10 protein-coding genes and 2 tRNA genes are annotated in these 13,457 nt (G+C 66.4%); 4 read left to right on the forward strand and 8 right to left on the reverse strand.

The features are described from left to right. Positions 1 to 131: 131 nt before the first annotated feature. Both E8F12_RS19755 and E8F12_RS19760 read right to left on the reverse strand, forming a co-directional pair. Positions 132 to 208: transfer RNA gene (locus E8F12_RS19755), tRNA-Asp, on the reverse strand. A gap of 15 nt (positions 209 to 223) precedes the next feature. Next, positions 224 to 299: transfer RNA gene (locus E8F12_RS19760), tRNA-Val, on the reverse strand. A gap of 159 nt (positions 300 to 458) precedes the next feature. Here E8F12_RS19760 and rdgC point away from each other — a divergent pair. From rdgC to sugE, 3 genes are all read left to right on the forward strand, one after another. Beyond that, the gene (gene rdgC, locus E8F12_RS19765; protein ID WP_280326892.1) at positions 459 to 1,379 is read left to right on the forward strand and encodes a recombination-associated protein RdgC; all 921 of its coding nucleotides are present in this window, start codon (positions 459 to 461) and stop codon (positions 1,377 to 1,379) included. Between the two features lie 56 nt (positions 1,380 to 1,435). Then, positions 1,436 to 2,362, forward strand: a complete 927-nt coding sequence (locus E8F12_RS19770; RefSeq protein WP_280326893.1) for a bile acid:sodium symporter family protein — start codon at positions 1,436 to 1,438, stop codon at positions 2,360 to 2,362. Between the two features lie 140 nt (positions 2,363 to 2,502). After that, entirely contained in the window at positions 2,503 to 2,817 is a 315-nt protein-coding gene (sugE, locus tag E8F12_RS19775) for a quaternary ammonium compound efflux SMR transporter SugE (RefSeq protein ID WP_280289861.1), read from the forward strand. A 55-nt stretch (positions 2,818 to 2,872) separates the two neighbouring features. Here the strand turns inward: sugE and E8F12_RS19780 are convergent, their stop codons facing one another. The 6 genes from E8F12_RS19780 to E8F12_RS19805 all read right to left on the reverse strand — a co-directional run bounded on the left by E8F12_RS19780 (position 2,873) and on the right by E8F12_RS19805 (position 9,691). Further along, on the reverse strand, positions 2,873 to 4,747 hold the full coding sequence (locus E8F12_RS19780) for an MFS transporter (RefSeq protein ID WP_280326894.1): 1,875 nt from the start codon (positions 4,745 to 4,747) through the stop codon (positions 2,873 to 2,875). Between the two features lie 199 nt (positions 4,748 to 4,946). Beyond that, a complete protein-coding gene (locus E8F12_RS19785; protein WP_280326895.1) occupies positions 4,947 to 7,034 on the reverse strand; it encodes a TonB-dependent siderophore receptor in 2,088 nt (695 codons plus the stop codon). Positions 7,035 to 7,196: 162 nt separating this feature from the next. Next, positions 7,197 to 7,526: an AzlD domain-containing protein gene (locus E8F12_RS19790; RefSeq protein ID WP_280326896.1), complete on the reverse strand. Its 330-nt coding sequence runs from the start codon at positions 7,524 to 7,526 to the stop codon at positions 7,197 to 7,199. After that, complete coding sequence (locus E8F12_RS19795) at positions 7,508 to 8,239, reverse strand: AzlC family ABC transporter permease (RefSeq protein ID WP_280326897.1); 732 nt, start codon at positions 8,237 to 8,239, stop codon at positions 7,508 to 7,510. Before E8F12_RS19795 ends, E8F12_RS19790 begins: the two co-directional genes overlap by 19 nt. Positions 8,240 to 8,275: 36 nt before the next feature. After that, a complete protein-coding gene (locus E8F12_RS19800) occupies positions 8,276 to 9,118 on the reverse strand; it encodes an AraC family transcriptional regulator (protein WP_280326898.1) in 843 nt (280 codons plus the stop codon). Between the two features lie 3 nt (positions 9,119 to 9,121). Continuing rightward, on the reverse strand, positions 9,122 to 9,691 hold the full coding sequence (locus tag E8F12_RS19805) for a GNAT family protein (RefSeq protein WP_280326899.1): 570 nt from the start codon (positions 9,689 to 9,691) through the stop codon (positions 9,122 to 9,124). A 251-nt stretch (positions 9,692 to 9,942) separates the two neighbouring features. On the opposite strand from E8F12_RS19805, the gene E8F12_RS19810 reads away from it, so the two are divergent. Continuing rightward, positions 9,943 to 13,422, forward strand: coding sequence for a NahK/ErcS family hybrid sensor histidine kinase/response regulator (locus E8F12_RS19810; protein ID WP_280326900.1), 3,480 nt, complete (start codon positions 9,943 to 9,945; stop codon positions 13,420 to 13,422). Positions 13,423 to 13,457: the final 35 nt, after the last annotated feature.

The following is a 13,457-nucleotide window of genomic DNA, read 5'->3' on the forward strand; positions in this document are numbered from 1 at the left end:
GGGATCGAACCGCCGACCCTCTGCTTGTAAGGCAGATGCTCTCCCGGCTGAGCTAATCACCCTGATGCGTCCAACGCGGGACCGCACACTAAATGAAAAACCCCCAGGCATTACCTGAGGGCTTTCGAATATGGCGCAGCGGACGGGACTCGAACCCGCGACCCCCGGCGTGACAGGCCGGTATTCTAACCGACTGAACTACCGCTGCGCGTAACTGCGAGATTGGTGGGTGATGACGGGATCGAACCGCCGACCCTCTGCTTGTAAGGCAGATGCTCTCCCGGCTGAGCTAATCACCCTTCACTCTCGAAGTGGGGCGCATTCTAGAGCGGTATCCGGACCCTGGCAAGCCCCAATTCAAAAAAAAATTCTCATGCCTTCCAAAGGGTTAGCTCAGGGTTGGCCTGGAGCCTCCCGACGAGAATAATGCGCGCTTTGTGTCCGGAGGTTTTACCCCTATGTGGTTCCGCAACCTGCTTGTCTATCGCCTCACCCAGGATATGAACGTCGATGCCGAGGCGCTGGAAGCCGCGCTGGCCACCAAGCCGGCCCGCCCTTGCGCCAGCCAGGAGCTGACCACCTACGGTTTCGTGGCGCCCTTCGGCAAGGGCCCGGATGCGCCGCTGGTGCATGTCAGCGAAGGCTTCTTCCTGGTCGCCGCACGCAAGGAAGAACGCATTCTCCCCGGTAGCGTCGTTCGCGATGCGCTGAAGGAGAAGGTCGACGAGATCGAAGCCGAGCAGATGCGCAAGGTCTACAAGAAGGAGCGCGACCAGCTGAAGGACGAGATCGTCCAGAGCTTCCTGCCGCGCGCCTTCATCCGCAAGTCCGCCACCTTCGCCGCCATCGCCCCGGCCCAGGGCCTGATCCTGGTCGACGCCTCCAGCCCGAAGCGCGCCGAAGACCTGCTGAGCACCCTGCGTGAAGCCATCGGCTCGCTGCCGGTGCGCCCCGCCTCGGTGAAGATCGCCCCCACTGCCACCCTCACCCAGTGGGTCCAGACCCAGGAAGCCGCCAGCGACTTCTACGTGCTCGACGAGTGCGAACTGCGGGACACCGATGAAGACGGCGGCGTTGTGCGCTGCAAGCGCCAAGACCTGACCAGCGACGAGATCCAGCTGCACCTGACCTCCGGCAAGCTGGTCACCCAGCTATCCCTGGCCTGGCAGGACAAGCTGTCCTTCATCCTCGACGACAAGCTGGTAATCAAGCGCCTGCGCTTCGAGGACCTGCTGCAGGAGAAGGCCGAGCAGGATGGCGGCGACGACTCCCTCAGCCAGCTCGACGCCAGCTTTACCCTGATGATGCTGACCCTGGTGGAGTTCATCCCCCAGCTCTTCGAAGCCCTCGGCGGCGAAGAGATCCCGCAGGGCGTCTGACCCTCCCGAGCGCCGGCCCCGAGCCGGCGCTTTCACAATGAAGAGAAGGAGGCGCCATGCACGCCCTCGTCACCTTCAGCCGCTTCGTCGGCAACACCTTCGCCCTGTGGATTCTGCTGTTCGCGGTGCTGGCCTTCTACCAGCCCGCCTGGTTCCTGCCTGTGATCCACTGGCTGGTTCCGTTGCTCGGCCTGATCATGTTCGGCATGGGCCTGACCCTCAGGACCGAAGACTTCCGCGAGGTGATCCGACGCCCGCTGCGGGTACTGATCGGCGTCCTCGCCCAGTTCATCATCATGCCGGGACTGGCCTGGCTGCTCTGCAAATTGCTGCAACTGCCGCCGGAAATCGCCGTTGGCGTCATCCTGGTCGGCTGCTGCCCAGGCGGCACCGCATCCAACGTAATCACCTGGTTCGCCCGCGGCGATGTCGCCCTGTCGGTGGCCATCACCGGGGCAACCACACTCCTCGCCCCGCTGGTAACGCCGGCCCTCATCTGGCTGTTGGCCACGGCCTGGCTGCCGGTGCAGTTCGGCGCGTTGTTCACGTCCATCCTGCAGGTGGTGGTGCTGCCCATCGCCCTCGGCCTGGTGGCCCAGCGCCTGCTGGGAGACAGGGTGCGCGTGGCGGTCGACGTGTTGCCGCTGGCATCGGTGATCTGCATCGTCGCGCTCGTGGCATCGATCGTGGCCGCCAGCCAGGCGAAGATCGCCGAGTCCGGTCTGCTGATCATGGCCGTGGTCATCCTGCACAACGGCCTCGGCCTGGCCCTGGGCTACCTGGCCGGGCGCCTCTGCGGCTTGCCCCTGGCCCAGCGCAAGACACTGTCCATCGAAGTCGGCATGCAGAACTCGGGGCTCGGCGCCGCCCTGGCTAGCGCCCACTTCTCGCCCCTGGCCGCGGTGCCCAGTGCACTGTTCAGCGTCTGGCACAACCTCTCCGGCTCCCTGCTGGCGGCGGTCTACCGGCGCATGGAGGACTGAACCCCGAGTCCGCCCATCCGCAGGACTTGCCCAGACAGTCAGGATGTGCAAAATACTGCGCAGCGCAAGGACGACCTTGCCACTCGCGCAGTGATCATCCGGGGACGGCCCCAAAACCTGTAGTTCGTTTGGAGGCCATCATGTCCTGGATCATTCTCTTTTTTGCCGGCCTGTTCGAGGTGGGTTGGGCCGTTGGCCTGAAGTACACCGAGGGCTTCAGCCGCCCGCTGCCTACCACCCTCACCGTCGCCGCCATGGCCGTCAGCCTGGGCCTGCTTGGCCTGGCGATGAAGGAGCTGCCGCTGGGCACCGCCTACGCCATCTGGACCGGCGTCGGCGCCGTGGGCACCGTGATCGCCGGCGTCATCCTGTTCGGCGAATCCATGGCGCTGGTGCGCCTGCTCAGCGTGGCGCTGATCATCGGCGGCCTGATCGGTCTGAAGCTCAGCCACTGAGAATCCCGCCATGAAAAAGCCCGCCGATCGGCGGGCTTTTTCATGGGTGTCGAACCTAGCGCGCGTCGCCACGCAACTCGGCCACCTGCAACTGCAAGGTCTGGCGGTCAGCGCGCTCCGGCAGCAGCGGCGTACCGGCCACCAGGCGGATGCGCGACCAGAAGCGCTTGAAGAAGCCCTTGGCCGGATCGCGGCTGAAGAAGCTGCCCCAGAGCCCCTGCAGGGCCATGGGGATCACCGGCACCGGGTTCTCCTCGAGGATGCGCTCGATGCCGCCCTTGAACTCGTTCAGTTCGCCGTCGCCGGTCAGCTTGCCCTCGGGGAAGATGCACACCACCTCACCGTTGCGCAGGTACTCGGCGATCTTCTTGAACGCGGCGTCGTAGACCAACAGGTCCTCGTGCCGCGCGGCGATGGGCACGGTGCCGGCGGTGCGGAAGATGAAATTCAGCACCGGCAGCTGGTAGATCTTGTAGTACATGACAAAGCGCACCGGCCTCCGCACCGCGCCGCCGATCAGCAGGGCGTCGACGAAGGACACATGGTTGCACACCAGCACCGCCGGCCCTTCCTCGGGAATCGCCTCCAGCCCCCTGTGCTCGACCCGGTACAGGGAATGGCCAAGGAGCCAGACCAGGAAGCGCATGGTGAATTCGGGGACGATCTTGAAGATGTAGCTGTTCACCGCGACGTTCATCAGCGACACCACCAGGAACAGTTCCGGGATCGACAGCCCGGCAACGCTGAGGAAGAGGATCGAGGCGATCGCCGAGACCACCATGAACAGCGCGTTGAGGATGTTGTTCGCGGCGATCACCCGGGCGCGCTCGTTCTCCGCTGTGCGCGCCTGGATCAGGGCATAGAGCGGCACGATGTAGAAGCCGCCGAACAGGCCGATGCCGAGGATGTCGCCAAGGATCAGCCAGGCCTGGCCATGGCCCAGTAGCGCCAGCCAGTCATGGGGCGCGGCGCCCTGCGGGAAGTCGCCGGAGTGCCACCAGAGCAGCAGGCCGAAGAGGGTCAGGCCGATGGAACCGAAAGGCACCAGGCCGATCTCCACCTTGCCTCCCGACAGCCGCTCGCAGAGCATCGAACCCAGGGCGATGCCCACCGAGAACACCGTGAGGATCAGGGTCACCACGCTCTCGTCGCCGTACAGCAACTCCTTGGAATAGGCCGGGATCTGCGTCAGGTAGACCGCGCCGAGGAACCAGAACCAGGAGTTGCCCACCAGCGATCGCGACACCGACGGCCGCTGGCCCAGCCCCAGGCGCATGATCCGCCAGGACTGGCGGAAGATGTTCCAGTCCAGCGCAAGCTCCGGCAGCGCCGCCGCCGCGCGGGGAATGCCGCGGCTGGCCAGGTAGCCCAGGCTGGCGGTGAGGACGATGGCGCAGGCCACCAACGGCTCGTAGCGCTCGGCGGACATCATCAGGCCGGCGCTGATGGTGCCGGCGAGAATGGCCAGGAAGGTGCCCATTTCCACCAGCGCGTTGCCGCCCACCAGCTCGTCCTCGCGCAGCACCTGGGGCAGGATCGAATACTTCACCGGGCCGAACAGTGCCGAGTGGGTGCCCATGGCGAACAGCGCGAGGTACAGCAGCGGCAGGCTGTCGAAAAAGAAGCCCAGCGCGCCCACGGCCATGATCGCCACTTCCGCCAGCTTGATGGCGCGGATCAGCGCATCCTTGGCGAACTTCTCGCCGAACTGCCCGCCCAGGGCGGAAAAGAGGAAGAACGGCAGGATGAACAGGAGGGCGCAGAGGTTGGTGAAGATGCCCTTGTCCCCGGCGATGCTCAGCTTGTAGAGAATGGCGAGGATCAGTGACTGCTTGAAGATGTTGTCGTTGAAGGCACCGAGCAGCTGAGTCACGAAGAACGGCAGGAACCGCCGGGTGCCCAGCAGGGCGAATTGCGAGTGTTGGCTCATCTTCCTTGGTACCTGGTGGTTGGCAGTGGAATAGCCCCGTGCGACTCAAACCGCACGTCGCTGATTGGACAGCAGGACGGTGGCTGAAAGCCACATCCCCATAGCCAATTCGCGAAAGAATTCGTTCCCACCAGGGACAGATCCGGCCCCTGAATGAAAAAGGGCGCCAGAAGGCGCCCTTTTCCATTCAGCACAGGCCTCAGAAGGCCACGCTGGTCTGCAGGTACAGGGTCCGCGGCTGGCCCAGGTACTTACCGAGGTTGTTGTCGGTGGAGCGGGTGTAGTACTGGCGATCGAAGATGTTCTTCACCCCGACCGCCACCTTCAGGTTCGCCAGTTGCGGACCGAAGGCGTACTCGCCGCGGCCGTTCCAGAAGCCGTAGCCGGGAATCTCGCCGAGGGAGCCGTTGGCGCTTTCCGGACGGGTGTTGGCCGAGTCGGCAAACTGGCGGGACTGGGCGTAGCCATCCAGGTTCCAGGTCCAGGGGCCGGTGGCGTAGCGCAGGCCGAGGGTGGCGACCTGGCGGGAATAGAACGGCAGGTCGTTGCCCTGGTTCTCGCCCTCCTCACGGGTGGCCTTGGTCAGCGCCAGCGAGGCGTAGGCGGAAAGCCCGGCCAGGCGCGGGTCGAGGGCGGCGAACTCGTAGCTGCCGGCCATCTCGAAACCACGGTGGCGGGTTTCCCCGGCGTTGGCCCAGGCGCTCGGCTGGGAACCCGGAACGATTTCCAGCTGGTCCTCGAAGAGGATGTGGAAGTACGTCAGCTCGGCGGTCCAGATACCGTCGTCGTAGCGCGTACCCAGCTCGTAAGTATGGGCCTTCTCGGCGGTCAGGTTGTCGTCGTCCTGAGACAGCTGGATGTGCTGGATACTGCCGAACGAGGTGTTGTAGTTGGCGAACAGCTTCCAGGCCTCGGACAGGTGATACATGGTATTCAGCGATGGCAACGGCTCGCTGAAGCGCTGCTCGCGGCGGTCGCCGGTCAGGTGGTTGTCGGAGGTCACGCGCACCTGCTCGTAGCGCACGCCGGGGGTGATGGTCCAGTTGCCGACGTCGATGCGGTCGTCGATGTAGGCGGCATGGGCCTCGGTGGCCGCGGTGTTGTAGGTGGCCAGTCGCTTCTGCACGCTCCAGGGATTGGCGCCGGCTGCGAAGTTGCGGTCGTAGCGCTTCTCCTGGGAGTCCTCTTCCATGTAGCGGTAGCCGACGCCCACTTCGTGGCTGCTCTCGCCCAGCAGGAATATCTGCGAATAGCGCGGCTCGATGCCGAACACCTCGTACTCGCGGGGGAACTTGCGCAGCCAGGTCATCTTCTGCGGGTTGCCGTTGGTCAGGGTGCTGCCACGGGAACTGGTGTTGTAGAAGGTGGTGATCTCGAACGTGCGGTCGGAGTCCGGAGTGCGGGTGTACTTCAGCACCGCCTGCTTGCGCTCACCGTCGAAGCGGTCGAAGGGCCGGCTGGACTGATAGGGGTCGGCCTCGAACTCGGCAGCGGTCAGGCCGCCAGGCATGTCGGCGTCGGCCTCGAAGTACTGCAGGCTACCGTACAGCTCGTCGATGTCGCTGAGCTTGTACTTGGCCTTCAGCATCACATCGTCGATCTCGGTATCGCTGTGGTCGCGATAGGTGTCGCCGCGCACGCCGGAGTACAGCAGGGCCATGCCCAGGCCGTTGTCGGCGGTGCCGCCGATGAAGGCGCTGCTCTTGTTGTAGAAGCCGCCCTGGGCCGGCGCGGATTCGGTCTGGAAGCTCAGATCGCGAACCATCTCCTCGGGAATCCCGCGGGTGACGAAGTTGATGATGCCGCCGACGTTCTGCGGGCCGTAGCGTACGGAGCCGCCGCCGCGCACGACGTCGATGGACTCGATGTTGCCCAGCGAGGTCGGCGCCAGGGACAGCTGCGGTTGGCCATAGGGCGCCACGGCCAGCGGTATGCCGTCCTGGAGGATGGTGGAGCGCGGCGACAGGCGCGAAGTCAGGCCGCGCACGCCGACGTTCAGGGAAATATCGCTACCGCCGGTGCCGTTGCTGTCCTGCACCTGCACGCCGGGTACCCGGCGCAGCACTTCTCGCACGTTGCTGGCACCGCTTTCCTTGATGGTCTGCTCGCGGATCACGGTACGCGCGCCGGCGTGGTTCTTCACATCCTCGTTCTTGGCCTCGCCCAGCCAGTCGCCGACGACTTCGACGTTACCCAGCTCCATGGTTTCGGCGGCGACGCCGGCGTACGAGGTGATGCCCAACGCTATACCCAGCGCCAGGCGAGAAAGCTTGATGACAGACTGCATGACTTGCCCCCAGGAATGGCCAAGGCCGGCCAGAAAGGGGCGCAACTATACGTGAAGAACTGTCAAGCGCATATACGAATGATTTACAAATAGAACTTTTTTCCAAGCTGGATCATATAAGCGCGAACCCGCCGCCGGGGCGAGCCGCCGCACGCCGTCGAACTAGACCGGCAACTGCCCCAGGGCCCAGCGCAACAGGAAGAACAGCACCAGGCCGCCGAGAATGGTCGCCAGCAGGTGGCGGCTGAGCGCGGCGATCAGGATGGTGCCCAAACCCGCCAACAGGTAGGCGTTGTCCAGTGCCAGGTGGAAATGCTCGCCATCGGGCATGAGCATGCCGGGTACCACGATGGCGGTGAGCACGGCCGTCGGCACGTAGTGCAGGCCCTGGCGTACCACCGGCGGGAAGCTCAGGTTGGGCCAGGCGAACAGGCTGTAGCGGATGGCGAAGGTGATTGCCGCCATGCCGATGATCAGGCTCCAGGTTTGCATGAGATGTCCTCCCCCAGCAGATCGAGTCGATAACGCCGCTCCAGCACCACGCCCACGGCAATACCGCTGAGGGCGGCGGCCATGAGCCCCAGCTTGTACGGCAGGCCCTGGCAGGCCAGCGCCACGGCGCCGGCCACCAGCGCCGCGGCCACCTGGGGCCGATTGCGCAGCATCGGCACCACGATGCCGATGAAGGTGGCGAGCATGGCGAAGTCCAGCCCCCAGGCCGCCAGGTTGGGCACCGCCTGGCCGAAGATCACCCCCACCAGGGTGCACAGCTGCCAGTTCAGGTACATGGCCAGGGCCGCGCCGAGGAAGTACCAGTGCTTGTGCGGCGAGTCGTCCTTCTCCGCATAGCGGTGCTGGACCACGGCGAAGGCTTCGTCCGTCAGCCAGAAGGCCAGCGGCATGCGCCAGCGGGTCGGCAGGTGGCGGACGAAGGGTTGCAGGGTGGCGCTGTAGAGCGCGTGGCGCAGGTTGACCACCAAGGTGGTGAGCAGCACCACCGCCGCCCCGGCGCCGCCGCTGAGCAGGGTGATGGCGATGAACTGCGACGAGCCGGCGAACACCAGCAGCGACATGCCCATGGCCTGCCAGGCGGACAGCCCGGCACCGCCGGCCAGGGTGCCGAAGATGATGCCGAAGGGAATGGCGCCGACGATCATCGGGACGATATCGCGGGCGCCGTGGACGAATTCTGCGGAACGGGACATGGGGCCTCCTTGTCCCGGCAGACTAGCGGCTCTCCATCAGGGCGTCTTGAACGATCTTGCGCAGGCGTTGCGGTATTCGCCCGGAGCCACCCCGTAGGCCTGTTTGAACTGCCGGGTCAGATGGCTCTGGTCGGCGAAACCCAGCTGCGCCGCCACATTACCCGGCGCACAGCCGGCCTTGAGCAGCGCGCGGGCCTGGTCCAGGCGCTGCTGCTTGAGCCAGGCATGGGGCGGCAGGCCGGTGGCGCGGCGGAAGGTGCGGGCGAAATGGAAGGGCGAGAGGCTGACCGCAGCGGCCAGCTCCTCCAGGGACGGCGGCTCGGCCAGGCGCTCGCGCAGCAGATCCTTGGCCCTCAGCACGGCCAGGGGCTCGCGGCCGGGCATGCCGGGCTCCGGCAGCTGCGCATGGCGGCGGAACAGCGCCAGCAGGGCTTCGCGCCAGGCCGTCTGCTGCTCCAGCGCGCTGGCCTGGCCTTCCAGCAGGCGATGCAGGCTGAGGAAGCCCTGCACCAGGTCGAGGTCACGATGGACGCTGCCGCGCAAGGCCGGCAGACCGGCGACGGACAGTTCCAGCTCGTCCAGCACGGCGCGGACCTGCGCGGCTTCCGGGTAGAACACCCGATAGCGCCAGCCCTCGTCATGGCCCTTGGAGCCGGTGTGCACCTCATCCGGGTTGATCAGCGCCAGGCTGCCGGCCGGCGCCAGGTGATCGACGCCGCGATAGCGATAGCGCTCCGCGCCAGCTTCGATCACGGCGATGGCGTAGCCGTCATGCACATGGGGCGCGAAGCGATGCTCGATGTAGCGCGCGGACAGCAGCTCCAGGCCACCCAGATGACCTGCCTGCCAGAAATGGGCGTTCTCCCGGGGCTCGCCCATGGCCTATGCGCTGAACAGCGCCTCCAGGCGTTGTTTCACCTCCGGCCAGTCGCGGTCGGTGATGCTGTAGAGCACGCTGTCGTCGAGGCGCCCGTCGGCCAGGCGGCGGTGGTTGCGCAGGAGGCCTTCGCGCTGGGCACCGAGCTTCTCGATGGCGCGCTGGGAGCGCAGGTTGCTGGCGGCGGTCTTCAGCTGTACGCGCACCAACTGCCACTCCTCAAAGGCGTGGCGCAGCATCAGGTACTTGATCGAGGCGTTCAGGCCGCTGCCGTGCTCGCCGCTGGCCAGCCAGGTCCAGCCGATCTCGGCGGCCGGCAGGTTGGGCATGAAGTCGGCGAAGCGCGTGGTACCCACCAGGCTGTCGCCCAGGCGGATGGCGAAGACCACCGCCTGCTCCTCACGCTGGGCGGCCAAGCCCTGGCGGTACCAGTCGGGGCGCAGCGGGCCGCTCATGTAAATCAGGGCATCGCGGTTGGCCTCGGCCAGGGTCACCAGCCCGGGAATATCGACCTCCGCCAGCGGATCGAGGCGCAGGGCGCCGCGCTGCAAGGTGACCGGTTGTGGCTTGAACATCTGCGCCCTCCTCAGGCGAAAGAACCCTGCCGGATGAGAACGTCGCGGGAAGCGGAAGTGCCGTGCAGGACCCCGCGCGAGACGAACGGAACGGCGCGGGCGAAGCAGCACGCTAGCAGCCCCGGAGCGGGGGCTCAAGAGCGCCTGCGACCTTGGTCGCAGGCGCCTGACGAACTGACGGCTTTGGTGCGAAACTGCTGGAAGTCGAATCCGGCGGTTCTGACCCGCCAGCGTGTTACCCGGGAGTTGCAATGTCGTTGTCCAGCGGGCTGATCGCCACGGTCGCCTTCCTCTACATGGCCGTCCTCTTCGCCATAGCCTTCTATGGGGACCGCCGCAGCGCGCCGCTGTCGCCACGCATGCGCGCCTGGGTCTACAGCCTGTCACTGGCGGTCTACTGCACCAGCTGGACCTTCTTCGGCGCGGTCGGCCAGGCCGCCGGGCAGGTCTGGAACTTCCTGCCCATCTACCTCGGCCCCATCCTGCTGCTCCTGGTCGCGCCCTGGGTGGTGCAGAAGATGGTCCTGATCAGCAAGCAGGAGAACATCACCTCCATTGCCGACTTCATCGCCGCGCGCTACGGCAAGTCGCAGTCCCTGGCGGTGGTGGTGGCGCTAATCTGCCTGGTCAGCGTGCTGCCCTACATCGCCCTGCAGCTCAAGGGTATCGTCCTCGGGGTGAACCTGCTGATCGGCTCGGGCGCGGAATCCTCCGGCACCCGCGCCCAGGACACGGCGCTCATCGTGTCCCTGGTCCTGGCCCTGTTCACCATCCTCTTCGGTACCCGCAACCTCGACGCCACCGAGCACCACCGCGGCATGGTACTGGCCATCGCCTTCGAGTCGCTGGTCAAGCTGCTGGCCTTCCTCGCAGTGGGCGCCTACGTCACCTTCGGCCTGTTCGACGGTTTCGACGACCTCTTCACTCGCGCCCGCAGCGCCCCGCAGCTGGAGCACTACTGGTCGCAGTCGCTGGACTGGTCCTCGATGCTGGTGCAGACCGGCCTGGCCATGCTCGCCATCATCTGCCTGCCCCGGCAATTCCACGTCACAGTGGTGGAGAACATCGAGCCGAAGGACCTGCGCCAGGCGCGCTGGGTCTTCCCCATCTACCTGGCCCTGGCCGCGCTCTTCGTGGTGCCCATCGCCCTGGCCGGGCAGATGCTGCTTCCCAGCGGCGTGATCCCGGACTCCTTCGTCATCAGCCTGCCGCTGGCCGAGGCCCACCCTGCCCTGGCGCTCCTGGCCTTCATCGGCGGCGCCTCGGCCGCCACTGGCATGGTCATCGTGGAAGCCGTGGCGCTGTCCACCATGGTTTCCAACGACATGCTGCTGCCCTGGCTGCTGCGCCGGCAGAACGCCGAGCGGCCCTTCGAGGCGTTCCGTCACTGGATGCTCTCGGTGCGCCGGGTGAGCATCGTCGTGATCATCCTGCTCGGCTACGTCAGCTACCGCCTGCTTGGCTCCACCGCGAGCCTGGCGACCATCGGCCAGATCGCCTTCGCCTCCATCGCCCAGCTCGGCCCGGCGATGATCGGCGCGCTGTTCTGGAAGCAGGCCAACCGCCGCGGCGTGTTCGCCGGCCTCGCCGCTGGCGCCGCCCTCTGGGCCTATACCCTGGTGTTGCCGGTGGTGGCCCGCGGCCTGGGCTGGCCGCTGGAGAACTTCCCCGGCCTGGCCTGGCTGGTGAACAACCCCCTGGATCTGCCGATCGAGCCCCTGACCCAGGGCGTGGTCCTGTCGCTGGCCGGCAACTGGATTCTCTTCGCCTGGGTCTCGGTGTTCTCCCGCACCCGTGTCTCCGAGCACTGGCAGGCCAGCCGCTTCATCGGCCAGCAGGTCTCGGCCCGCACCAGCTCCCGCTCGCTGCTGGCGGTCCAGGTGAATGACCTGCTGATGCTCGCCTCGCGCTTCGTCGGCGAAGAGCGCGCACGGCAGAGCTTCATCCGCTTCGCCTACCGTTCGGGGATCAGCTTCAACCCGGAACAGAACGCCAACCAGGACTGGATCACCCACACCGAGCGCCTGCTCGCCGGCGTGCTCGGAGCCTCCTCCGCGCGGGCCGTGGTAAAGGCCGCCATCGAAGGCCGCGAGATGCAGGTGGAGGACGTGGTGCGCATCGCCGACGAAGCCTCCGAGGTGCTGCAGTTCAACCGCGCCCTGCTGCAGGGCGCCATCGAGAACATCACCCAGGGCATCAGCGTGGTCGACCAGTCCCTGCGCCTGGTGGCCTGGAACCGACGCTACCTGGAACTCTTCGACTATCCCGAAGGCCTCATCAGCGTCGGCCGACCGATCGCCGACATCATCCGCTACAACGCCGAGCGCGGCCTCTGCGGCCCCGGCGAAGTGGAATCCCATGTGGCCCGGCGCCTCTACTGGATGCGTCAGGGCCGGCCGCACACCTCCGAGCGGCTGTTCCCCAACGGCCGGGTCATTGAGCTGATCGGCAACCCCATGCCCGGCGGCGGCTTCGTCATGAGCTTCACCGACATCACCGCCTACCGGCAGGCCGAGCAGGCCCTGAAGGATGCCAACGAAGGGCTGGAACAGCGGGTCGCCGAGCGCACCCACGAGCTGTCCAAGCTCAACCAGGCGCTGATCGAGGCCAAGGGCACGGCGGAATCGGCCAACCAGTCGAAGACCCGTTTCCTCGCCGCCGTCAGCCATGACCTGATGCAGCCGCTGAACGCCGCGCGGCTGTTCTCCGCCGCCCTCGGCCACCAGCAGGATGCCCTGCCCGGCGAGGCCCGCGAACTGGTCAACCACCTGGACAGCTCGCTGCGCTCGGCCGAGGACCTGATCGCCGACCTGCTGGACATCTCGCGCCTGGAAAGCGGTCGCGTCACCCCCGATCGCACCGCCTTCCCGCTGGCTTCGCTGTTCGACACCCTGGGCGCCGAATTCAAGGTGCTGGCCCAGGAACAGGGCATGGACTTCCGCCTGCGCGGCAGCAAGCTGCGGGTCGATAGCGACATGAAGCTGCTGCGTCGGGTGCTGCAGAACTTCCTCACCAACGCCTTCCGCTACGCCAGGGGCCGGGTGCTGCTGGGCGCGCGGCGCGAGGGCAACCAGTTGCGCCTGGAGGTCTGGGACCGTGGTCCGGGCATCCCCGAAGACAAACGCAAAGTGATCTTCCAGGAGTTCAAGCGCCTGGACAGCCACCAGACCCGCGCCGAGAAAGGCCTGGGTCTTGGCCTGGCCATCGCCGACGGCCTCTGCCGGGTGCTCGGCCACAAGCTGGAAGTGCGTTCCTGGCCGGGCAAGGGCAGCGTGTTCAGCGTCACCGTGCCGCTGGCACGCGTCCAGCAACCCTCACCCGTGGTGCAGAAGCAGGCGGAGATCAATGGCCAGGCCCTGGCCGGCACCCAGGTGCTCTGCATCGACAACGAAGACAGCATCCTCACCGGCATGCACAGCCTGCTGTCGCGCTGGGGTTGCCAGGTCTGGACCGCGCGCAACCGCCTGGAGTGCGAACACCTGCTGGCCGAGGACGTGCGCCCGCAACTGGCGTTGGTGGACTACCACCTCGACGAGGGCGAAACCGGCACCGAACTCATGGCCTGGCTACGCACCCGCCTGGGCGAGCCTCTCCCCGGCGTGGTGATCAGCGCCGACGGCCGCGCCGAACTGGTGGCCGAAGTCCATGCCGCCGGCCTCGACTACCTGGCCAAGCCGGTCAAGCCGGCGGCTCTGCGGGCGCTGATCAGCCGGCATGTGAGCCTGCGTTGAGTCTCCCCGAGCGCGTGCTGATGGGAGAACGCCGG

It is taken from the genome of Pseudomonas sp. BN102 (genome assembly GCF_029871245.1).
Classification (GTDB): Bacteria; Pseudomonadota; Gammaproteobacteria; order Pseudomonadales; family Pseudomonadaceae; genus Metapseudomonas.

What these genes read in the sequence shown, in the direction of transcription:
- E8F12_RS19770 (WP_280326893.1), top strand. Translation starts at nt 1,436, where the DNA reads ATGCACGCCCTCGTCACCTTCAGCCGCTTCGTCGGCAACACCTTCGCC.
- E8F12_RS19785 (WP_280326895.1), bottom strand. Translation starts at nt 7,034, where the DNA reads ATGCAGTCTGTCATCAAGCTTTCTCGCCTGGCGCTGGGTATAGCGTTG.
- E8F12_RS19800 (WP_280326898.1), bottom strand. Translation starts at nt 9,118, where the DNA reads ATGGGCGAGCCCCGGGAGAACGCCCATTTCTGGCAGGCAGGTCATCTG.
- rdgC (WP_280326892.1), top strand. Translation starts at nt 459, where the DNA reads ATGTGGTTCCGCAACCTGCTTGTCTATCGCCTCACCCAGGATATGAAC.
- E8F12_RS19810 (WP_280326900.1), top strand. Translation starts at nt 9,943, where the DNA reads ATGTCGTTGTCCAGCGGGCTGATCGCCACGGTCGCCTTCCTCTACATG.
- E8F12_RS19805 (WP_280326899.1), bottom strand. Translation starts at nt 9,691, where the DNA reads ATGTTCAAGCCACAACCGGTCACCTTGCAGCGCGGCGCCCTGCGCCTC.
- sugE (WP_280289861.1), top strand. Translation starts at nt 2,503, where the DNA reads ATGTCCTGGATCATTCTCTTTTTTGCCGGCCTGTTCGAGGTGGGTTGG.
- E8F12_RS19795 (WP_280326897.1), bottom strand. Translation starts at nt 8,239, where the DNA reads ATGTCCCGTTCCGCAGAATTCGTCCACGGCGCCCGCGATATCGTCCCG.
- E8F12_RS19780 (WP_280326894.1), bottom strand. Translation starts at nt 4,747, where the DNA reads ATGAGCCAACACTCGCAATTCGCCCTGCTGGGCACCCGGCGGTTCCTG.
- E8F12_RS19790 (WP_280326896.1), bottom strand. Translation starts at nt 7,526, where the DNA reads ATGCAAACCTGGAGCCTGATCATCGGCATGGCGGCAATCACCTTCGCC.